The following is a 22,189-nucleotide window of genomic DNA, read 5'->3' as shown; positions in this document are numbered from 1 at the left end:
AAAATCAAAAAATCTATTGATGATATGACAGCAAATAAAAAACCGAACTAGTCGAATGATTAATTGAAATATCGACTTTTATTTCGGGTTTATCATTAGTTTGAATACTTATGTCTCTGCCACTTTTTATTGAGATCAGTAAATATAAAAATTTGATAGAGAAGGTACTCATAGAATTGCATTAAATTAGAATTTCGAAAAGATGGTCTCTAGTGCTAGCCACTAAAACGAAGTCTATTATTTTTATTTCTCAAAGAAATCTACTCCTTTATTCCAACCACACGAATTCTTTTATAATCAGCTATCCATGTTTCGTTATGATAAAGATGCTTTTTTAAATGGTCTTCTACTCTTGAAATAATCACTTCTTTCTTATCAAAAGCAATTCCTTCCAACATATCACTTGCGAACATTTCTATCCAAGTCTTTAATCCATCTTTACCTTCTAATGCTGTAGGTCGATTAAAAAGTTGCGAAAAAGTCACTTTAAAACCTACTTCTTCCATTAATGAGGTATATTCACCAATACTAGGGAAATACCAAGGGAATGGCTTGTTATTGAATTCAAAACCTGCTTCTTTTATTTGCTGAGTAATTTCGTTTGATATCAGTTTAATGTTTCCTTTACCACCAAATTCAGCAATAAATCTTCCATCCTTTTTTAAGCTTTTATAAATACAATTCAGTGCTTTTTTCGGCGTTTTTATCCAATGTAGAGCTGCGTTAGAAAAAACTGCATCAAACTCTTGATGATATGATAATTCAGTTGCATCTTCAACGAAAAATTCAATTTCGGGATATTTTGTTTTTGCTTGATTAATCATATTTTCTGATTTATCAATACCAATTACTTCGATTTTCTTATCAAATAAGTTTTTTGCTAAGTCTCCTGTTCCACAACCTAAATCAAGAATTTTTTCCCCCTCTTTTGGATCTAATAAATCAATTAAACGATCTCCGAAATTAGATACAAATGAATGCTTTCCATCATATAAATCAGCATTCCATGGATCGTTAGAAATTTGGCTTTTCATTTTGTGATCAACTCTCCTTTGTTTAGAAATGAATGTTCTTAAAAACAAAACTGTATATATCTGTTAATTTCATTATAATTAGATATATATATAAAAGAAATTAACGATTTAGATTAATATTAATTACTAACTGTTATTAGAGAGGTGGAACTATGGAGATAAAATGGTTGAAAACATTTATAATAGCAGCAACTCATGAAAATTTTCGTAAAACGGCTGAAGAGCTTTTTTTAACACAACCTGCCATAACAAAACATATTAAAAGACTTGAAGAAAACTTAGATATTCAATTATTTGAAAGAATTGGTAAGAAAATCGTCCTTACTTCAGCTGGATCTCGCTTTCTGCCACATGCAAAAGAAATCGTTTCCTTATACGATCAAGGTTTAACAGATTTTGAATTATGGAAACAAGGGTATAAAAAGAGGTTAGTTATTGCTACTTCACCACAAATTGCGGCATCTGTGCTTCCATTAATTTTGAGAAGCTTTATGGATAAATACCCAGATATAGAGGTGTTAATAAATGTATGTAATTCTTATGATATAGGAGAGGAAGTTAGTGATGGTAGAGCAGATCTAGGTTTAACAAGAATACAACCAACTCATTCAACTCTACATTGTGAAGAAGTTCATAAAGAATCGGTAATTTTAGTTGCTTCTTACCTTGAGGAAGAAGGTAAAGAAATGAAAGAAAGGCAGGTTTTAGAAAAGTACAGGCTTATCACTCATAACCATCCAGAATATTGGGATTTTCTTATCAAAGATATAAAAAGACATTATCCATTTGTTAAAACAATGAAGGTAAACCAAATTGAAGTTTCCAAAAAGTTTATCGAGCATGGACTTGGAGTTTCTTATTTACCTCTTTCAATGGTGAAGGAGGAAATAAATTTGAGAAAACTAGTAGAAATTAAAACAAATCAAATAACACTCCCTTATTCTTCTACATATGTTTTAACAAAGGTAAATACTAGTGAAGTAGATCATTTTGTTAGGTACTTTAAGTTGGAAATAAATAAATTTTAATGAAATTCGTAAGGGGAATTAACATGCTAGAACAGTTAGAAGCTCTATCGAGTTAGAAGTTCATTATCAGTGATTTCGCAACTTCATTTCTTCTGTCATGTTTGTGTATAATATGACAAGAAACTCTTACCCTGTGAAACTTCAAAAAATAGAATACCGATTTAGAGCGTAAACAACTGGGTGAAACACTTTCATTCATCCCAGTTTATTTGACTACCCTTTTACAGGTGCTTCCTGTTTTAATTCATGATTTCCAGCAAAATGTGTTAGTCTATTTCGAGTACTTTTTTGAGTGAAATAGCTATGTAAAAGCATTCCAACAATGATTAGTATTAACCCAACAAGTGTCCAGTTTTTTGGTAATGGTGATGATAATAGGAGTGTTTCACCAATCATGACAAAAATAACTTGACTTGATTGAGTAGCTTCAACAGCAGCAAGATTTCCTTGATGATCTTTCGCACGATCTGTTGCAATAAAAAATAGAGTTGTAGCAATTACTCCAGAACAAATGGCAACTATAAAAGATTGAAGAACTTGCTCATTTGAAGGCATTCCTACGTTAACAGCACCAAATATACTTAAAGAAATCCAAAATGGAAGACTAACGAATGTCATACCAAATACTCGTTGAAAGGTATCTAATCTTCCACCACAAACTTCCATCATTTTTCTGTTTCCTAATGGGTAGGCAACAGCAGCGATCATAACAGGTAACACATCTATTATTAATTCACTTATTGATAATTGACTAGCTTTTTGAAGCTGAATAAGTGCCACACCTATTATGATAACAAACGAGATAAAAAGTGCTTTTATTTGTAACGTATTTCTAACCATTTTCTGACCGTCTTTCGTATGAATTGTATGAAAGAAAAGTGGGCCTAATAATGTACCTGCTACAATGGTAAGCTGCCAAGATCCTGCAACAAGCCATCCTGGTCCATATGAAGCAGCAAATGTTAACGGTGCATAAAATAATACGAATCCTACAAAACTCCAGCACATCCATTGGAATGGATGTTTCTTAATTTCAAGCAATACTTGTTTTATATTCTTTCTTGCTAGTACAATTAAGAAAAGAAAAGGGATCATAAATATAAATCGTAAAGAAGAGCTCCAGATCCAGCTTCCCCCAGAGAGTTCCATTGAACGATTCAGTATAAATGTGACTGCAAAAAACATGGAAGCGAAAATGCCAATTATAATTTCTTTCATCATACACCAACCTTTTAGTATAATATAATATACTTAATATTAATTATATTATATCGTTTGTATGTTAAATATGTTAGTGGAAAGGAGAAAAATATTATGGAGAAAAACAATCAAGCAAGCAATGTTGAAAAATTAGCAAAACAAGTGGGTAAAACACTGAGAAAAATAAGACTCGAAAGAAAAATTAATCTAGAGGAATTGGCTGAAATAACTGAAGTAAGCAAATTAACATTAGGTAATATTGAAAGAGGAGAAGCAAATCCCTCTCTTGCGGTTATTTGGAAAATAGCTAATGGCCTTACTATTCCAATTTCTACTTTACTTAATGAACGTGAAGAGGTTGTGATTTCTCGTAAAAATGAAGGAAATAAAGTAGTAAGTGCAAATGTAGCATGCACACTAGAACCGATATTTGACTCATCTTCGTATGGCTCAATGGAGATTCATCGTGCATTTCTAAAGCCTTTTAGTGAATACTGCCCAGGAGCACACCAATTAGGAGTTGTAGAATATGTAACAGTTATGAAAGGAGAAGTAAAAATAAAAGTGCAAAGCCAAACCTATCAGCTTTATGAGTATGACTCAATAAAATTCAGCGGTGATGTGGAGCATGCTTATATTAATCCTACAGATACCGAAGCTGTTTTACATTTTGTTATGATGTATTCGTCTCCTTAAAAATGTATAATTTATAGCTAATCTTGAAAAACTTTCATTTTACGTGAATAATAATGATAATTATTTTCAATACTAAAGTTATAAAGAGACAACCATGGTAGTGGTTGCCTCAGGGTATGATTAGAGATCAGACGGTTCGAACGTTTTGCAATCAGTTTCAGAGCTTGAAGAAGCATTTTTTTCTTTATGGTTTACAACATAAATTTGCGTTGCACCACATTTATTTTCATTACTAATGTTATGAACACAGCTATTTACTTCACATAATACATCAAGTGCCATTATTAAAACACCTCCTTCATCTTTAGGATGAACAATTTACTTAATTCCTATTCAGTATGTACCCAACATTTCATCATTAGTTTGGGCTTTTTGCTAATTGATCTCATTATCTGATCTGTTAGAAACTTTGCTTTATTGTAAAAGGCTGTTTTCGCAAACTTTGTTGCTTTAAAATACCTGAAGAAATCAGCACTGTATTAAGTCTAGTGGCATCTTTTCTTCATAAAATAGTATCCTTATAGTGAAAAACACTGCTTTCACTAAAAACTTTGGTTACATAGCAACAATCGTTCAGAAAAGAGCCTTGTAAAAAGACGATTTCTAGCAGAAAAGAAAAGATGTCACTGAACATTATACAATGCTGATTTCTTTAGATTTCTAAAAGAAAAAACCTTAAGTAATTTGATTGACAGGTTTTTTTGTTTTATGATATATTTATCTTGAATTAAAGATATTTTAAATTGAGATATAATAGCAGTGTTTATAAGGAGGAATTATAAATGAATCATTTAAAAGGAATTCATCATGTTACAGCAATTACTAGTAGTGCTGAAAAAAACTATGAGTTTTTCACATATGTATTAGGAATGAGACTTGTTAAAAAAACAGTAAATCAAGATGACATACAAACGTATCATCTGTTTTTCGCTGATGATACTGGAAGTGCTGGAACAGATATGACTTTCTTTGATTTTCCCGGTATTCCTAAAGGGATTCATGGTACAAATGAAATTTCTAAATCATCTTTTCGTGTACCATCGGATGAATCTTTAGAGTATTGGGAAAAACGATTTGATCGTCTTCAAGTGAAACATAATGGAATCCAAAATCAATTTGGAAAAAAGACTCTTTCATTCGTAGATGAAGATGACCAACAATATCAATTGATTTCCGATGAATTTAATCAAGGAATATCATCAGGTACACCTTGGCAAAATGGTCCAATCCCGCTCCAACATGCTATAACAGGTTTAGGACCAATTTTTATAACAATAGCAAATTTTAGCCAACTAAAAGATGTATTAGAAAAGGCATTATTTTTTAAAGAGATTGCTCAAGAAGGGGATTTTCATTTATTTGAAGTAGGAGAAGGTGGAAATGGTGCGCAGGTGATTGTTGAGCACAACGAAACATTACCACAAAGTCGTCAAGGTTTTGGTACAGTTCACCATGTTGCATTCCGTGTGGAAGATCGTTCTGTTTTAGATGAATGGACAGAACGTTTGGATAAAATAGGCTTCTCAACATCAGGCTATGTTGATCGTCATTTCTTTGAATCGCTATATACAAGAGTGGCTCCACAAATTCTATTTGAATTTGCCACAGATGGTCCTGGTTTCATGGGCGACGAACCTTATGAAACTTTAGGAGAGAAATTATCATTACCACCATTTTTAGAACCAAAGCGTGAGTCTATTGAAAAATTAGTAAGGCCCATTGATACGGTTAGAAGTACGAAAAATTTTATTAAGGAATAGTTTATTTAACACAAAAAAGTCAACAATTATTGTTGACTCAGACTGTAGACAAACTCGATAAAATCGAGCTTGTCTACAGTTTTTTTTGTTATAAAATAAAATTAAGAATATAAACTGAGGTGATTGATATGCTTTCGAAACACAATTCTATACAAAGAGATCAAGTTGAAATGGTTGCTTTAGATCAATTAGTTCCTGAAGATCATTTAGTTCGAAAAATGGAGGCAGCTATTGATTTTTCATTTATTTACGATCTTGTAAAAGATGTGTATTCGGAGGTTGGTCGCCCAAGCATTGACCCTGTCATCTTAATTAAATTAACCTTCATCCAGTATACTTTTGGTATTCGCTCGATGCGTCTAACTATCCAGGAAATAAAAACGAACGTGGCTTATCGTTGGTTTTTAGGCTTTGGTTTTCATGATAAAGTCCCTCATTTCTCTACTTTTGGTAAAAACTATGAGCGCCGATTTAAAGAAACCGATCTATTTGAACAGATATTCTATCGTATCCTCAAAACAGCTGCTGATAAGAACTTAATTAGTGCTGAACATGTATTTATTGATTCAACACATGTGAAAGCAAGCGCAAATAAGCATAGGTTTGAAAAGAAAGTTGTGCGTAAAGAAACCCGTGCTTATCAAGAACGTCTTAATGAAGAAATTAACGAAGATCGTGAGGACCATGGAAAGAAACCTTTCCCACCAAATAAATTTAAAGGGGAAGAATCTAAGGAAATCAAAGAAAATACTACGGACCCAGAAAGTGGTTATTATGTGAAAGACGAACGTACTAAGCAATTTGCTTACTCCTTCCATGCAGCTTCTGACCGTAAAGGTTTTGTGATTGGGGCTATTGTAACACCTGGTAACACTCATGATAGTAATATGTTAGAGCCACTAGTTGAACGTGTGATTGAGAAGATTGGAAAACCTAAAGCTGTTGCGGCAGACGCAGCTTATAAAACACCTGCGATTACTAAATACTTATTAGATAACGAAATGACACCAGCTTTGCCTTACACAAGACCACGAACAAAAGATGGTTTTTTCCGTAAGCATGAATATGTTTATGATGAATACTATGATTGTTACATATGCCCTACAGGTGAGACTTTAAAATACTCGACTACGAATAAAGAAGGGTATCGGGAGTACAAGTCACCAAAGCGCTTTTGTGGTACTTGTCCTTTTTTATCTCAATGTACAGAAAGTAAGGATCATCAAAAAGTAGTGACACGTCATATTTGGCAAGAGTATGTGGAAGAGGCAGATCATCTTCGCCATCACAAAGACGTAAAACCAATATACAAAAAGCGTAAAGAAACAATTGAGCGAGTTTTCGCAGACGCTAAAGAAAAGCATGGCATGCGTTGGACAACTTTAAGGGGACTTAAAAAATTGTCAATGCAGGCGATGCTTACTTTCGCTTCCATGAATTTAAAAAAGATCGCCAACTGGACATGGCGGGAGCAACAATTGATATAAATATAGGGCCTAGTAGGGCCTCTTTTCATAAAATTAGGGATAAGATTAGTAACCTAAATCAAAAGGCATTCGGAATAAGTTCATTCCGAATGCCTTTTGTCTACAATCTGAGTCAACAATTATTGTTGACTTTTTAAGTGTGAAAATATAAGTTTTTAAAGTTATGTTAGTATTTAGCTCCTGTTGATAACGGTCACTTTGCACTTTCTTATTTAACTCGGTGAATAAGATCATTGTAGTTAACTAACATGATCGATTGAGTTTCACCATCTTGTATTTCACAAAATGCGTTTCCGTGATCAAAGAAAAAGTAATGTATCCTACTACCGTATATAACTTTTTGTCCCATTTTAATAAGGATCATCCTTTAATTTTATTTTCAAAATCTAGAAAATAAATACAGGTGATACCATTTCCAACATTAGATTATGAATATCCTTATTATAACATACTAGGTGGTCTTTGCCCAATCTGAGAAGAATGGACATGTTTATTATTTAAGGCTCTTATCCGAAAGATTGTTGCTAATTGCTTTAATAATCTGTTGAAAACAGTCTTTTTATCTCATAAATGGTGCATAGCTAGCAGAAAAGATGCAACTAGACTTTATAAAGTGCTGATTCCTTCAAGATTGTCAAAGCAATAAAGTTTACGAAAATATCCTTATTTTATCAATTGATTTCTGTCTTCCATTCCTGGTGGTTGTTCCATCCATCCGTTTTTCGCCATTATTTTTCCACCATCCTGTCCATAGGACAAAATATCCTTTGCAACGAGAGTCATCATTGTTGGAAGATCACTACGTAAACTAAAAGAAGTTCCTAAAGCGCTATTACCTAAGCTAAAGTTACAAAATAAACTTGTACAATACATCATAAGCTTATCTGAAAAAGGTGCAAGCTTTGAGTCTGTTGCCTTTGCACCCCAAGTTGAGGAAGGCTGAATATCACTTTGAAGGAGAACTTGTGTAAAATCTGTTACAATCTTCTTAGACAATTCCTTGCCTTTTAGAAAGTATTTCTTTACTTCTGGTTTATTAGCAACTTGAGCAAACCCTGTTATCATCTGCATACCCAGTATATTTGACTCAATCGTGAAATATAAGTATGAAACCTCTACAGTATTTAATGCTCTTTTGTCTGAAAAGAGATTTAATCCACTCATATAACTAGTATCTTTTACAAATTCAACAGCTTTTGGCATTGTCACTGAAGGTGGGGGTGATAATACATTGTTTTGTTGTAAATAATCTACACACTTATCATAAACACTTTGAGTAAAGCCAGTTAACTCTTTATATAAAAGGACGATTTCTTTTCGGTAAGCCATATTAAGATGTAAAGTATGTAAACCCATGCTAATCTCTTTTAACAATCGAAGAAACATGATATCAAAATAATTATTAAATAACTTTGGAACACAAGGATTTACGTCTTCCTCTGTAAAACCGAGAGGAATGACAGCACCTTCATCTTTGAGGATTACCGTAATTTGATCAATATATTTGATTATCTTTTTATGTGTATCTTGCATAATTTCTTTAGCTTGCTCATCGTCGGCTGCTTCAATAAAATACTCCAATATTCTCCGAGTCATCGTTTTCTGTTGATACGTCATCCAAAGTGTTGCTAATTCACTCGAGCTTATATGTTTTTGATCAGACATGTTTATCCTCCATAGTTAATTCCATAGTTTAGATATTTAATACTTACTATATTAATTATATTTGTCTTGATTACTAAGGATGATGCTACTTCTATAAAGTTTCTCACATGACAAATACTTATATACAAAAGAACTTAAAAATTCATAGAGAGGATTAACTTTTAAGAGTTCATTTCTGAAAGATTGTTGCTAATTGATATCTTAATTTGTTAGAACAAGTGATTTCCATAAAAGGGACAATCATTAGAAGAGAAATTGCCACTATACTTAATACAGAGATGTTTTAAATAGGATTCAAAAACAACAAAGATTTCGTTAATTTCTTTGAGAACATTTATCTGAAAGCTTTTTTTATTTTCCTGATCATTTTAATATTTGCTGAAATGTCAGATATGTTGAATAATCGACAAAAAACGACATAAATACTTCTCTACAAAGTGGTAAAATAACTTCATGTACTATAACTAAATTTAATCGTTATGATAATTAAATCCTATTTGACTTATAGGAATAGTGAATCTATTATAGTAGTATTCATAAATTTACTGAAAAGTTTACTCGAATTTTTGAAATCGTATAAAAATTAGTTTTATTCCTTTGTGAGGTGGATATCGTTGCAACTTCAGGTAATGAACAGTCCTTTTAGTCAGGAGCAGGCAGAGCTACTAAATAAATTACTGCCAACATTAACAGAATCACAAAAAATATGGCTTTGCGGTTATTTAGCTGCAAACCAAGCTGCTACATCATCAGTAATAGCAGACAAACAAGTACCACAACCTACTGTGGAAACGAACGTGGAACCAATTTCAAAAGAAGTGACAATTCTTTTCGGATCACAAACAGGAAATTCACAGTCACTTGCTGAAAGCGCTGGTAAAACACTAAAAGATAGAGGCTTTGAAGTAACTGTTTCTTCGATGAGTGATTTTAAACCTAATAATTTAAAAAAGGTTAAAAACCTATTAATTGTCGCAAGTACGCATGGTGAAGGTGAGCCACCAGATAATGCGATATCTTTTCATGAATTCCTTCATGGTCGACGTGCTCCGAAACTTGATGATCTTCGCTTTTCTGTCTTGTCACTTGGAGATAGTTCTTATGAATTTTTCTGTCAAACAGGTAAAGAATTTGACCAGAAGTTAGAAGAACTTGGTGGTACTCGTATATACAATCGAGTAGATTGTGATCTTGATTTTGATGAGCTTGCAGCAGAATGGGTTGAAGGTGTGTTAGCTGGACTAAGTGAAGCACAACAAACTCAAGGTACTGTGGTAGCTGAAGCTACAGCTACACCACACGCAGCAGAATCAGCTTATTCAAGAACAAACCCATTTAAAGCAGAAGTACTTGATAACTTAAATTTAAATGGTCGTGGATCGAATAAAGAAACTCGACACTTAGAGATTTCACTTGAAGGTTCAGGTCTTACATACCAACCTGGTGATAGTTTAGGAATTTATCCTGAAAATGATCCTGCATTAGTAGAATTACTTCTTGAGGAAATGAACTGGAATTCTGAAGATATTGTAACAGTGAATAAACAAGGTGACGTATCATCACTTAAAGAGGCTTTACAATCTCATTTTGAAATTACTGTTTTAACAAAACCTTTATTAGAACAAGCTTCGAAACTATCAGCTAATGAAGATTTAAAAAAGCTACTATCAGCTGGTAATGAAGAAACATTAAAAGCATATATTAATGGTCGTGATTTACTAGATTTAGTTCGCGATTTTGGACCATGGGGTGTTTCGGCACAAGAATTCATCTCAATTCTAAGAAAAATGCCGGCACGTCTTTATTCTATTTCAAGTAGTTTAGAAGCGAACCCTGAAGAAGTTCATTTAACAATCGGTGCAGTTCGATATGAAACACATGGTCGTGAAAGAAATGGCGTGTGTTCAATTTTATGCTCTGAACGATTACAACCAGGTGATACATTACCAATTTATATCCAAAATAACCAAAACTTTAAACTACCACAAAACCCAGATACACCAATTATTATGGTTGGTCCTGGAACAGGTGTAGCTCCTTTCCGTTCTTTTATGCAAGAGCGAGAAGAAATCGGAGCAGAAGGTAAGTCGTGGATGTTCTTTGGTGATCAGCATTTTGTGACAGATTTTCTTTACCAAACAGAATGGCAAAAGTGGATAAAAGATGGTGTGTTAACAAGAATGGATGTTGCTTTCTCTCGTGATACAGAGGAAAAAGTATATGTTCAACATCGTATGGAAGAGAACAGCAAAGAGCTATTTGAATGGCTTCAACAAGGAGCAGTTGTCTACATTTGTGGTGATGAAAAGCATATGGCACATGATGTTCATGAAACACTTATTAGTATTATTGAAAAAGAAGGCGGGTTAAGCCGTGACAAAGCGGAAAACTACCTTGCTGACATGCAACAAAATAAACGCTATCAACGCGATGTATATTGATTTTGATTGAAAGGAGATTCTCACATGGCAAATAATATATTAAAAGCACCAGAAGGCGCACCAAGTGATGTTGAAGGCATAAAAGAGAGAAGTGACTATTTACGTGGTACACTTAAAGAATCGATGCTTGAGCCTTTAAGTTCAGGAATTTCTGATGATGATAACCGCTTGATGAAACATCACGGAAGTTATCTGCAAGATGATCGTGATCTTCGAAATGAGCGACAAAAACAAAAGCTCGAGCCTGCATACCAATTTATGCTGCGTGTTCGTTTACCTGGTGGTGTAGCAACACCTAATCAATGGCTTGTTATGGATGAACTAGCCCAACAATATGGAAATGGCACGTTGAAGCTAACAACACGAATGACGTTCCAAATGCATGGAATCTTAAAATGGAATATGAAAAAAACAATTCAAGGTATTCATGCTTCATTACTAGACACAATTGCTGCATGTGGTGACGTCAATCGAAATGTGATGTGTGTCGCAAATCCTTATCAATCAGACGTTCACCAAGAGGTGTACGAATGGTCTAAAAAATTAAGTGATGACTTATTACCGCGTACAAGAGCTTATCATGAAATATGGCTTGATGAAGAAAGAGTGGCAGGCACACCTGATAGTGAAGAACTTGAGCCAATGTATGGCCCACTTTATTTGCCACGTAAATTTAAAATCGGAATTGCTGTTCCTCCATCAAACGATATAGATGTATATTCTCAAGATTTGGGCTATATTGCGATTGTTGAAAACGACAAGCTAATTGGATTTAATGTTGCTATTGGCGGTGGTATGGGTATGAGTCACGGTGATACAGCAACATATCCACAACTTGCAAAAGTAATTGGTTTCATTAAGCCTGAACAAGCTTATGATGTTGCAGAAAAAATCATTACGATTCAACGTGATTATGGTAACAGATCTGTTCGAAAAAATGCTCGTTTCAAGTATACAGTCGATCGCCTTGGTCTTGATACTGTAGTTGCTGAATTAGAGAGTCGTCTAGGTTGGAGTCTTGAGGAAGCAAAACCATTCCACTTTGATCATAACGGTGACCGTTATGGCTGGGTAAAGGGTGTAAAAGGAAAATGGAATTTCACGTTATTTGTTGAAGGTGGACGTATAACGGATTATGAAGATTACAAGTTAATGACTGGAATTAGAGAAATTGCTAAAGTCCATACAGGTGACTTCCGTTTAACAGCAAATCAAAACTTAATCATTGGAAATGTATCAAGTCAGAAAAAGAAAAAAATTAATGAAATCATTGACCAATATGGTTTAACAGATGGTAAACACTATTCTGCTTTACGTCGAAGTGCGTTAGCATGTGTTGCTTTACCAACATGTGGTTTAGCTATGGCGGAAGCAGAGCGCTATTTACCAAAATTAATTGATAAAATCGATGAAATTGTCGATCAAAATGGTCTTAAAGATAAAGAAATTACCATCCGTATGACAGGCTGTCCAAATGGCTGTGCCCGCCATGCTTTAGGTGAAATTGGCTTTATTGGAAAAGCTCCAGGTAAATACAATATGTATCTTGGTGCAGCACATGATGGAAGTCGTCTAAGTAAAATGTATCGTGAAAATATCGGTGAAGATGAAATCTTAAAAGTACTTAATGATCTTATTCCTCGCTATGCAAAAGAGCGAAATGAAGATGAACATTTCGGTGACTTTGTTATTCGCGCTGGTGTTATTCAAGCTACAACTGATGGTACAAATTTTCATCATTAATTATCAAAAGAGACAGGGAGTAGTGCCCTGTCTCTTTTTGTGTGAGCAGATTAAAAGAAATCTAAAAAGAAATCTAGTGGATTTTTATTTACTTAAAAAAACGATGGCGATCATAACATTGGCTATTAACATATTAATTTTTTGAAAACAATCTCCCAAAACATAGCAATATCAGCTTTTCTACTATACAAGCATTATATTTTATTCATATATTAATACTATCATCTATTTTAGAAAAGCTTTTTTCTGAATGGTTGTTGTTTCTTGAAATAATACTCAGTTAAAAAGTGTATTATGTCATATTAGTTTCATTGTGAAGAAAAGGTACTACAAAACTATATAAAAAAACCTTAGAAAGGAGTGGATATGATATGCCTTGTTTAGTAGGTAAAATAAACATTGATAGTGTTAGCGGTGGTGTTATAAACTTTGGTGACGTAATCAAAATTTCTCCTATAAACGTTAATAAAACAATATCAGGCTCTGGTGGAGGAGGAGTGGGTGACAATCAAGTTGTAACAAACGGATCTAGTGTAACGAACGGAACAGATACAGGTTTAACAGATCAAAATGTGATAGATGGCTAGTTTATAAAATAGTTCTTTTTCTGTGTTGCTTATTACCAAACAAGGTAACTAGGTCCTCACTAAACTTCGTCCTTCGAAAGTAAAATTTTTTCTAGGGTAATAAAATAATCAGAAAAAAATCGAACACTTCTTAAATTTGGCAGTCGTTTCTGAAAATTTAATAGGAAGAAAATTCCGTTCTATATTTTTACAAGACACAAGATTCCTTGGTAGGAAAGGTGTGCTAGGCTCCGCTGTTTAATCTGTGGAATCTCGTCACACATTTAAAAGGAAATCGAGTGTCTTTAACTCTGCATCACTATTTAATAGCAATAAATGAAAGCATCCTTCTTTTATAGTGATAAATGTTTGTGTTTCTAGCTAGTGATGGAAGGGATAAGATCACTAACAACTTATCATTTACTTAAAAGTCCATATATTATTTAACGTAAAATTAACAACAGGAATGATTAATAAAGTTGTTAATTCACCTAAAAAATAATGCAAAGAAAGCATATGAACAATAATATACATAATAATAAAATTAAGTGTAAATCCAATGATGGAAACGATCGAAAATCTGATAAGTTTTTGATGAGAATAAACAACACCAAACGTATATTTCTTGTTTAATAGAAACGAAAAGAATGTCATAATAGTAAACGAGATTGTTGCTCCTAAAACAGGATCTTTATCTAGAGTTTCTACAAAAATAAACATTGATAAAAAGTATATTAAGGTACATACAATGCCTACAAAGCTATATTTCATAAATTTAAACGTTAGATTATTTAATATCATAATTTTTCCTTTGCAAATTTTTGTATTCCATTTTAGTATCGTCAAATCGTGCTTTATTTTTAATAAGTTGAATATTATAATCAATTTTTTAATTTAGCAGGGATTGTAATAGGTAACTAAGAAAAGTTCTATTAATTTATTTTGGCTGTTTTTGTAAAGATTGTTGCTTTTGATATGATAATTATTCATTTAGTGGAGGGCAATGGTACGAACTCATGATTCCGTTTAACTACAGTAAAACTTCAAAGCTTGTGAAAACAGCCTTTATTTTCCACCTATGTTGATTATAAAGGATATGATCAAAGATAAAAACGGGAAATTATTTAACAACAGCATGGATGGTGTACAGATTATGGTAGAAAAGAAAAAACGACAAGAATCAGATTTATATAAACCGATACAGCAACATTTCATTCGTGAAGGCTATAAGGTTTATGGAGAAGTAAAAGATTGTGATATGGCAATTGTTAAAGACGATGAATTAATCGTTATAGAATTAAAACTAAATTTAAGTGTTGATCTGCTTATTCAAGCAACAAAACGTCAGAAACTGACTGATTTAGTATATATAGCGATACCGAAGCCTCGTTACAATTTAAGATCAAAACGGTGGACAGATATTTGTCATTTGGTTCGTAGATTAGAGCTCGGTTTGATTATAGTCTCATTTGTGGGAAATCGTAAACAGTTGGATGTTGTCTGTCATCCAGCTAGTTTCGACCGTAAAAAGAGTAACAGCAGAAACAAAAGAAAGAGAGAATTACTTTTAAAAGAAATTAGAGGTCGTAGTGCAGATTACAATATAGGTGGAAGTTATCGAACAAAAATTATGACAGCTTATAAGGAAAATTGTATCCAAATTGCAGCTTATCTCCATTTTTTTGGAGAACTTTCACCAAAATCGCTAAAAGAAATAGGAACAGGTGATAAAACTCCATCCATATTAACGAAAAATTATTATGGATGGTTTAAACGTGTAAAGCGAGGAGTCTATTCTATTAGTGAAAAAGGGGTAAAGGAATTAATAGAGTTTCAAGACCTCAGTGATTATTATTTAGAGAAAGTGAAAGATAATAAATAGTCATTTTATTTTTAGTTTGAAAAATTTATGACCGCAGGATTTCTATTTGCTTACAGTAATTTATTTTTGTGAAACGGCTCTTTGTGTGGATTTTTACCATTAACCGAGCCATTAAATGAAAAGCAACATTAGATATAATCATGTTAACATGTTAAATAGGGTATGTTAGGTTTATTACCTTTTTATTTTTTAGTGTAGGGTGTTTTCGTAAACTTTGTTGCTTTTAGTCATATGAAGAAAAAAGCACAGTATAAAGTATACTGGCATCTTTTCTTATTTGAATAGCACTTATTTATGATAAGAACATTATTACTAAGAGGAAATTAGGTTAAATAGCAACAATTCTTTAGAAAAGAGTATTTATGTAAATCAGGAAATAAGGTTGTGACGTATTTGAATATAACAAAAAAATCATCTAATATAACGAGAAGATTATCATCTGTACAATTAATTGTGTTATTTTATTTAACCGCAGTTTTGGTTTCTACATTATTGTTAAGTCTTCCGATTGCACATAGACCTAATGTTGAATTGTCTCTTATTGATGCGGTATTTACTGCTGTTAGTGCGATTAGTGTTACAGGATTGACAGTTGTTTCAACAGTAGAAACATTTAATGAAATAGGGTACTTTATCTTAGTATTTATTTTACAATTCGGTGGAATTGGTATAATGACATTAGGAACCTTCATATGGATATTGTTTGGGAAAAAAATAGGTTTGAAAGATCGCCAACTAATTATGACAGATCAAAATCGTTCGACTTTTTCAGGCTTGGTTCAGTTGATGAAACAAATCTTAGTCATTATCATAACAATTGAAATAATAGGCGCAATCATATTGGGTATTCATTTTCTTCAATACTTTCCAACATGGGAGGAAGCGTTTTTACAAGGTTTTTTTGCCTCAGTAAGTGCAACAACAAATGCGGGATTTGATATAACGGGAACATCACTCCTTCCATTTGCGAACGATTATTTTGTTCAGTTTATAAATATGATTTTACTTATTCTTGGAGCGATTGGGTTTCCAGTTCTTATTGAATTAAAAGAATTTTTAACAAAGAACAAAAACGCAAGCTATAGATTTACTCTATTTACTAAATTAACAACGGTTACGTTTTGTCTATTAATTGTGTTGGGTGCAGTAATTATATTTTTGTTTGAACGTAATCATTTTTTTGTAGATAAAACCTGGCACGAAGCTCTATTTTATTCACTATTTCAATCAACATCTACAAGAAATGGTGGATTAGCAACTATGGATGTTAGTCTTTTTACAGAACCTACTTTACTTTTCATTAGTGGATTAATGTTTATTGGGGCATCTCCTAGTAGTGTGGGTGGAGGAATAAGAACGACCACATTTGCTATCATGATATTAAGCATCTTTTTCTATGCAAAAGGTAAAGACTCCATTAAAGTATTTGGTCGTGAAGTTGATCCGGAAGATATACACCGATCTTTTATCGTCATCACAACAGCTGTCATGATCTGCAGTACCGCCATTATTCTCATGTGTATTTTGGAACCATCATTTAAGCTTATTGAAATCATTTTTGAAGTTTCATCCGCTTTTGGAACAACAGGTTTATCGATGGGAATTACACCTGAGCTTAGTTTATATGGTAAGTTAGTGATTATCGTGCTTATGTTTGTTGGTAGAATAGGGATCTTTTCTTTTCTATTTTTAATTAGAGGAAAAACAGTAAAGGAAAATTTTAAATATCCAAAAGAGAAAGTGATAATAGGGTAATTTATATATCCTCATTTTGGAAAGGTGTTTTGAAAGTCTTGGAGCTCTCTTTGAAAAACTTTTGCTAGGTATTCTATGAGTCCTTTCAAGGAGGTAAATGTGCAATTAATTAAAAATCGAAAAATATCTACAGTTGCATTTTATATTTTAACTAAGCTTGCTGGAGCAGGATTTTCTTTATCGATTATATTTGGACTTTTGTTTTTAACTGAGGTAGATCTTTTTAAATTTGTAGAAGTAATCTCGAATAAAACAATTTGGTTAATCATATTTGGTTATGGTTTGTTTTGTTCGGGAATGATTGATTTAATCGTTTTAAAAATAAATAAGAAAAAGCAATTGATAAAAATACTACTTTATATCATTGCTGGCTTTGCTCTTTTTCTAATTATTGGTGTTAATTTCATTCTGATCATCGCTAGTGTGGTAGGTATAGCATGTTCTCTTCTATTTTATTATGGTACGTATTTATCTTCAAAATCAAAAAAATTTAAATATCTATTTGCTATTATTGTTCCATTGTTTTTTATGATCTTACTAACGATCGATTTTACCGAAAAAAAGCAATGGAATGAAGTGAAAACCAGTACTTCCTATTCTGCGAGTTTTAATTTTTTTAATGGTAAACATGAAATTCCTATTATGGTTTCTGAAGGACAATGTTTAGTCATATCAAGAGATTTTTTTAATGAAAATGGTGGTGGACATGGTTTTCATGTATTAAATGAGAAAGGTAAGTTCGTCGGAATGACTGAAATAGCTGAAGATAGATTAAAATTTACTGCGAGGAACTCAGCTGTTTATCGAATGGTAGTGACTGGAGATGACGTGAAGGGTCGTTTCAAAGTAACGTGGAAAATAAGTGAAGAGAATTATTGAAGGGTATTTCCAATTTAATCCTTTTTCTTCTTTAACCTATCATATTGTTGCCTTGTGTGTTAGACTTGTTACCTTCATAGCCTTTGTTGACCTGTTATGATAGTTAATCTAATAAACAGGAGGTAGACAATATGATGAAAAGGTCTTTTATTTTGGTTATATCATTTGTGTTGCTCATGACTTTTTACACAATATATCCGAAAATTAATAGTAATGCTGAAACGAAAAAAACGTATGAAACAGGTAACACAATAGCATTATCTCTAAAACATTACAAAAACTATAAAAATGTAAATGATTCATTAGAGGTACGATTTTTAAATATAGAAAACAAGCATTCAAAAATAGCTTTAAACAAAAATCAAGATAATATAATCTCAAAAGAAGAACAATCATTACTTGCTCGCCTTGTTCATGCTGAAGCAAAAGGTGAGCCATATATTGGGAAAGTGGCAGTAGCTAATGTTGTATTAAATCGTGTGGAACATGAGCAATTTCCTGATACAGTGAAAGAAGTGATTTATGAAAAGAATGCTTTTGAACCAGTGCAAAATGACTCAATTAAAAAGCCAGCAGATAAAGAAGCATATAAGGCAGTTACTGATGCACTGGCGTTGAAAGAAAGTGATGATGAATCTCTGTATTTTTATAATCCTGATACAGCAACGAGTGATTGGATTCGAACTCGTAATGTTACAAAGATTATAGGTAATCATGCATTTGCTATTTAATATGTGAATGAGAAAAATCGTTACTATAATCCTAAAGATGTAGATCAATTCAGCTGATGAATTGATCTTTTTTTTGATTTGAAGTTTGGTTTTTGACAGTGATATGTCCATCATCTGCCTTATGACGGACAATAGCGCTCTCTTTTAACATTGAAATGTCTATCATCTACCTATGAAGAACAATAGAACGCTCTTTTAACACTGAAATGCCCTTATCTGTTACTTATCCTCACTCAAAGTAACAATCACTGTGTAAAAGTAGGTCCTATCTTTTTTATAGTAGAACCAAAAGAAAGGTGATAAAGTTGTTTTATATATGAAAATTCATACAAGCAATGATCAATAAGGATTGAAAAACATAAATAATTTTTTGGTGAGAATAGGAAACTTTCTTAACATAGAATCGTAAAAAAATAAATGACTTTTTAGGAGGTTGCAAAAATTGGTAGGATACTTTTTAAAAAAATTTAGAGGAATGATTTTATTTTTATTCATTATTATGAGTGGTATCTTACTAGCTGGGTGCTTAAATGATCAAGGTGAAAGGATGGTCTTATTAGATGAAAAGATTACAAAAATAGTTCTATCTAAGTCCCTCGGTGTTGGAGAAATGAATCAAGATGAATTAATGAATTTTGAAGACAGTGAGTCTATTAAAGTTTTTGAGCGTGCTATTAAAACAGCAACTAGACAGAAAACATCTGGAAAATTATCAAATCCTGATTATGATATTCAAGTACGATATGCTGAGGGGTTACCTACCCATGCTATTCATCTATGGATAGGGGAGGAAGGGGATAAAAGTACATTAATGTACATGGTGGAAAAAGATGGACCTTATCTGACGTCAATCAAAATGTCTACTAAGTTAAGGGAGATTATCTTATCTAGTAAGAAATAAATTCTTATTCCTCTTAGGCACACATTTGAAATCACCAGGGGAAGTGTGCAAACTGACAATTAATCTACTACAGTATTAATATCTTATTCCTATAGCTATAAATATAAACAGCCAGTTTTCTTGAATAAGTCAATTAAAATAGTCAGCGAAGAATTAAAATAACCTCTAAAGTAAAGTGATAATTACCATTTACTCTAGAGGTTATTTTTTATTTTTCTTTAGATTGAATAAGCTCTGCTTTTTCCACGGTGCTAGCCATATTAATAGCAATTTTTTCGTTATCTACGTTAAGTGTTTCAACTGTTGCGCTTAATTCTTCAAGGCTTGCACTAGCTTCATCTATTACTGAAGCTAATTCACTTGTTGCATGATCAACAGAATGAGAGCCTTCTGTGACTTCAGATGATAACTTGTCTAAATTTCCTAATTCATTTGCTAGCTGCTTGATGTTAGTAGCTAAACTGTAAAACACCTTTGAAACAGAATCTGTTGATTGTAAATTACTATCAATTTTCTCTCCGCTTTCATCCATACTTTGTAAAGCTAACTTATTACTTTGATTAACTTCTGCCAGATTTGAGGAGATTTTCTCTGTAATCGAATTTGTATGCTCAGCTAACTTGCGGATTTCACCAGCAACAACTGAAAATCCTTTTCCTGCCTCACCAGCCCGCGCTGCTTCAATTGAAGCATTAAGGGCAAGAAGGTTTGTTTGTTCTGTAATTTGTCTAATATCATTAGCGAAGCTATTTGTTTCTTCAATTTTATGGGTAAGAACGTCAAAGTTCTTTTGTAATCCGTGAATTACTGTTTGAAGACCTCGAGTATTTTCAACTAGAAAACTCATTTTTTCTTCTCCAGAGTGTAATAATGAAGTAGATTCATTTGATGTTTCTAGAAGTGCTGTAGATAAATTACCTAAGTCCGTCATTTTTTCAAGAGTTTTAGTTGATTGGTTTTTAATTTTATTCACTTCTTTAATTTGAACTTCTGTACCTGAAGCAACCTCTTGAATGGCATTTACCATCTCTGATTGAGAATTTAAGTTCGACTGGATTAAATCATTGGAATTGACTAAATGATCAATAATGTCATCAAGGTTTCTTTTTAGTATATTTTTTTCTTCTTCTTTCTCTTTCGTTTGTTGTTCACTTTGTAAAAGAAGATCATATACTATTTTTGTATTTTTTGTATTTAAGATGATAACAACAGTAAGGAGTACACACATTAAAAGATAAATTAAAATTGCATATTGAAACGTACTTGTTAAAATATCTAGATCTTCAGGCTGGCTGTTAAATCTATTAAAAATTAATACAACCAATCCTAATGAAGCGCCTACTGCAAACACTTTTCGATTTAGTGGAACTACCGAAAAAACAAGAGTAAAGAAAGCGATTAGGGTAATATTCATGTTTCCACCTGACGTGGCAATACTATAAATAGAAAAAGCAGCTACAATAATTACACTTGCATAAGGATAAATGAATGGCTTTTTTAATAGGTGATTGATTACAACAAATAATAAAACAACAATTATAAGCTCGACACTGTATAATATGATTGTCGTTTGATCCTTACTACTAATCGACAATAATAATCCCAATAGCATTGTTAAAAAATATACACCGAATAAAAACTTATTTTTTGTTTTTAAATCCTTTTTCATCACATCTTGAATATTCACTATGTATCATCCCCGATCTTATCTTATGTCGTAAAAATCGTCATTTTACGACAAGTTTCTTATAATATTATTATCGGTTTAAGTTTGTCAAGTTTTAACTATTTTTATAAAAATTTATCAACCTAGTAAATTTTTTTTTGGTGATTTGTAGAAAGAGTTTTGTTAACTGTTTAAATAGGATAGTTGTAATGTAAGGAATCATTGTAAAAAAACTCAAACCTACAAGAAGTAATATCGTCAAATGTTAAATGCTAATAATTGAATTCTTTTTTCATAGCGATCATCATATCAAGGATTATGATACACTAATACTAAGAATTAAATTTCTAATAAATTATATGGAGGTAACGATGGAAAAAGGTAGAATAAGACATATGGCCATTTTTTCTTTAAAACATGATTTGCAATCACGTGAAACAGCGAAGTTCTTAAATGATGGCAAGAAAATCTTGAGCTCGATTTCATTTGTGGAAAATTTTGAAGTGGTTTACCAAACAAGTGAGAAATCGAATTATGATTTTGGATTTTCAATGGAATTTGTTGATCTTTCAGCATATGAAAAATATAATAATCATCCAGATCATGTTCACTTTGTAGAAGAACGCTGGAAAAAAGAAGTCGATCGTTTTCAAGAAATAGACTTTCAGATTTATACATAAATAAAAAATAAAGAGGTTGGGACATAACTTAGTTATTAACAGAAATTTCGAACAAAGGTATAGTTTAAGCTTAAA

20 protein-coding genes are annotated in these 22,189 nt (G+C 32.4%); 13 read left to right on the top strand and 7 right to left on the bottom strand.

Annotated features, from left to right (window positions below; translation table 11 throughout):
* Positions 1–260 precede the first annotated feature (260 nt).
* Entirely contained in the window at positions 261–1,034 is a 774-nt protein-coding gene (locus tag LC076_RS04140; protein WP_226666408.1) for a class I SAM-dependent methyltransferase, read from the bottom strand.
* 152 nt (positions 1,035–1,186) lie between these two features.
* On the opposite strand from LC076_RS04140, the gene LC076_RS04135 reads away from it, so the two are divergent.
* Positions 1,187–2,062: a LysR family transcriptional regulator gene (locus LC076_RS04135; RefSeq protein ID WP_226666407.1), complete on the top strand. Its 876-nt coding sequence runs from the start codon at positions 1,187–1,189 to the stop codon at positions 2,060–2,062.
* 213 nt (positions 2,063–2,275) lie between these two features.
* Here the strand turns inward: LC076_RS04135 and LC076_RS04130 are convergent, their stop codons facing one another.
* Positions 2,276–3,280: a multidrug resistance efflux transporter family protein gene (locus LC076_RS04130; protein ID WP_226666406.1), complete on the bottom strand. Its 1,005-nt coding sequence runs from the start codon at positions 3,278–3,280 to the stop codon at positions 2,276–2,278.
* 96 nt (positions 3,281–3,376) lie between these two features.
* On the opposite strand from LC076_RS04130, the gene LC076_RS04125 reads away from it, so the two are divergent.
* Entirely contained in the window at positions 3,377–3,958 is a 582-nt protein-coding gene (locus LC076_RS04125; RefSeq protein WP_226666405.1) for a helix-turn-helix domain-containing protein, read from the top strand.
* Positions 3,959–4,078: 120 nt separating this feature from the next.
* Here the strand turns inward: LC076_RS04125 and LC076_RS04120 are convergent, their stop codons facing one another.
* Positions 4,079–4,240 (bottom strand): DUF1540 domain-containing protein, encoded by a 162-nt coding sequence (locus LC076_RS04120; RefSeq protein WP_226666404.1) that lies wholly within the window; start codon positions 4,238–4,240, stop codon positions 4,079–4,081.
* Between the two features lie 500 nt (positions 4,241–4,740).
* Between LC076_RS04120 and LC076_RS04115 the strand changes: the two genes are divergently transcribed.
* Together LC076_RS04115 and LC076_RS04110 are read left to right on the top strand one after the other, a co-directional pair.
* A complete protein-coding gene (locus tag LC076_RS04115) occupies positions 4,741–5,718 on the top strand; it encodes a ring-cleaving dioxygenase (RefSeq protein ID WP_226666403.1) in 978 nt (325 codons plus the stop codon).
* 128 nt (positions 5,719–5,846) lie between these two features.
* The gene (locus LC076_RS04110) at positions 5,847–7,205 is read left to right on the top strand and encodes an IS1182 family transposase (protein ID WP_226666401.1); all 1,359 of its coding nucleotides are present in this window, start codon (positions 5,847–5,849) and stop codon (positions 7,203–7,205) included.
* A 208-nt stretch (positions 7,206–7,413) separates the two neighbouring features.
* Here LC076_RS04110 and LC076_RS04105 read toward each other — a convergent pair whose 3' ends face one another.
* On the bottom strand, positions 7,414–7,554 hold the full coding sequence (locus LC076_RS04105) for a hypothetical protein (RefSeq protein ID WP_226666399.1): 141 nt from the start codon (positions 7,552–7,554) through the stop codon (positions 7,414–7,416).
* 314 nt (positions 7,555–7,868) lie between these two features.
* Positions 7,869–8,870: a DUF3231 family protein gene (locus LC076_RS04100; RefSeq protein WP_226666397.1), complete on the bottom strand. Its 1,002-nt coding sequence runs from the start codon at positions 8,868–8,870 to the stop codon at positions 7,869–7,871.
* 614 nt (positions 8,871–9,484) lie between these two features.
* On the opposite strand from LC076_RS04100, the gene LC076_RS04095 reads away from it, so the two are divergent.
* From LC076_RS04095 to LC076_RS04085, 3 genes are all read left to right on the top strand, one after another.
* Positions 9,485–11,311 carry an assimilatory sulfite reductase (NADPH) flavoprotein subunit gene (locus LC076_RS04095; RefSeq protein ID WP_226666395.1) on the top strand — a complete coding sequence of 609 codons (1,827 nt, stop codon included), beginning with the start codon at positions 9,485–9,487 and terminating at the stop codon, positions 11,309–11,311.
* Between the two features lie 24 nt (positions 11,312–11,335).
* Complete coding sequence (cysI, locus tag LC076_RS04090; protein WP_226666393.1) at positions 11,336–13,054, top strand: assimilatory sulfite reductase (NADPH) hemoprotein subunit; 1,719 nt, start codon at positions 11,336–11,338, stop codon at positions 13,052–13,054.
* A gap of 371 nt (positions 13,055–13,425) precedes the next feature.
* Positions 13,426–13,641 (top strand): spore germination protein, encoded by a 216-nt coding sequence (locus LC076_RS04085; protein WP_226666392.1) that lies wholly within the window; start codon positions 13,426–13,428, stop codon positions 13,639–13,641.
* A 399-nt stretch (positions 13,642–14,040) separates the two neighbouring features.
* Here the strand turns inward: LC076_RS04085 and LC076_RS04080 are convergent, their stop codons facing one another.
* The gene (locus tag LC076_RS04080; RefSeq protein WP_226666390.1) at positions 14,041–14,421 is read right to left on the bottom strand and encodes a GtrA family protein; all 381 of its coding nucleotides are present in this window, start codon (positions 14,419–14,421) and stop codon (positions 14,041–14,043) included.
* 352 nt (positions 14,422–14,773) lie between these two features.
* Here LC076_RS04080 and LC076_RS04075 point away from each other — a divergent pair, with 352 nt between their 5' ends.
* The 5 genes from LC076_RS04075 to LC076_RS04055 all read left to right on the top strand — a co-directional run bounded on the left by LC076_RS04075 (position 14,774) and on the right by LC076_RS04055 (position 19,768).
* Positions 14,774–15,502, top strand: a complete 729-nt coding sequence (locus tag LC076_RS04075; RefSeq protein WP_226666388.1) for a DUF2161 domain-containing phosphodiesterase — start codon at positions 14,774–14,776, stop codon at positions 15,500–15,502.
* Between the two features lie 384 nt (positions 15,503–15,886).
* Positions 15,887–17,257, top strand: a complete 1,371-nt coding sequence (locus LC076_RS04070; protein WP_413465941.1) for a TrkH family potassium uptake protein — start codon at positions 15,887–15,889, stop codon at positions 17,255–17,257.
* A gap of 99 nt (positions 17,258–17,356) precedes the next feature.
* Positions 17,357–18,136, top strand: coding sequence for a hypothetical protein (locus tag LC076_RS04065; RefSeq protein ID WP_226666387.1), 780 nt, complete (start codon positions 17,357–17,359; stop codon positions 18,134–18,136).
* 134 nt (positions 18,137–18,270) lie between these two features.
* Positions 18,271–18,867, top strand: a complete 597-nt coding sequence (locus LC076_RS04060) for a cell wall hydrolase (protein WP_413465950.1) — start codon at positions 18,271–18,273, stop codon at positions 18,865–18,867.
* A 442-nt stretch (positions 18,868–19,309) separates the two neighbouring features.
* On the top strand, positions 19,310–19,768 hold the full coding sequence (locus LC076_RS04055) for a hypothetical protein (protein ID WP_226666383.1): 459 nt from the start codon (positions 19,310–19,312) through the stop codon (positions 19,766–19,768).
* A 208-nt stretch (positions 19,769–19,976) separates the two neighbouring features.
* Here the strand turns inward: LC076_RS04055 and LC076_RS24330 are convergent, their stop codons facing one another.
* Complete coding sequence (locus LC076_RS24330; RefSeq protein ID WP_226666381.1) at positions 19,977–21,455, bottom strand: methyl-accepting chemotaxis protein; 1,479 nt, start codon at positions 21,453–21,455, stop codon at positions 19,977–19,979.
* Between the two features lie 350 nt (positions 21,456–21,805).
* Between LC076_RS24330 and LC076_RS04045 the strand changes: the two genes are divergently transcribed.
* A complete protein-coding gene (locus tag LC076_RS04045) occupies positions 21,806–22,114 on the top strand; it encodes a Dabb family protein (RefSeq protein WP_226666380.1) in 309 nt (102 codons plus the stop codon).
* The last annotated feature ends 75 nt before the right edge of the window (positions 22,115–22,189 follow it).

Source organism: Metabacillus litoralis (genome assembly GCF_020524045.1).
GTDB lineage: Bacteria > Bacillota > Bacilli > Bacillales > Bacillaceae > Metabacillus > Metabacillus litoralis_C.
This window is presented reverse-complemented; position numbering and strand designations above follow the sequence as displayed.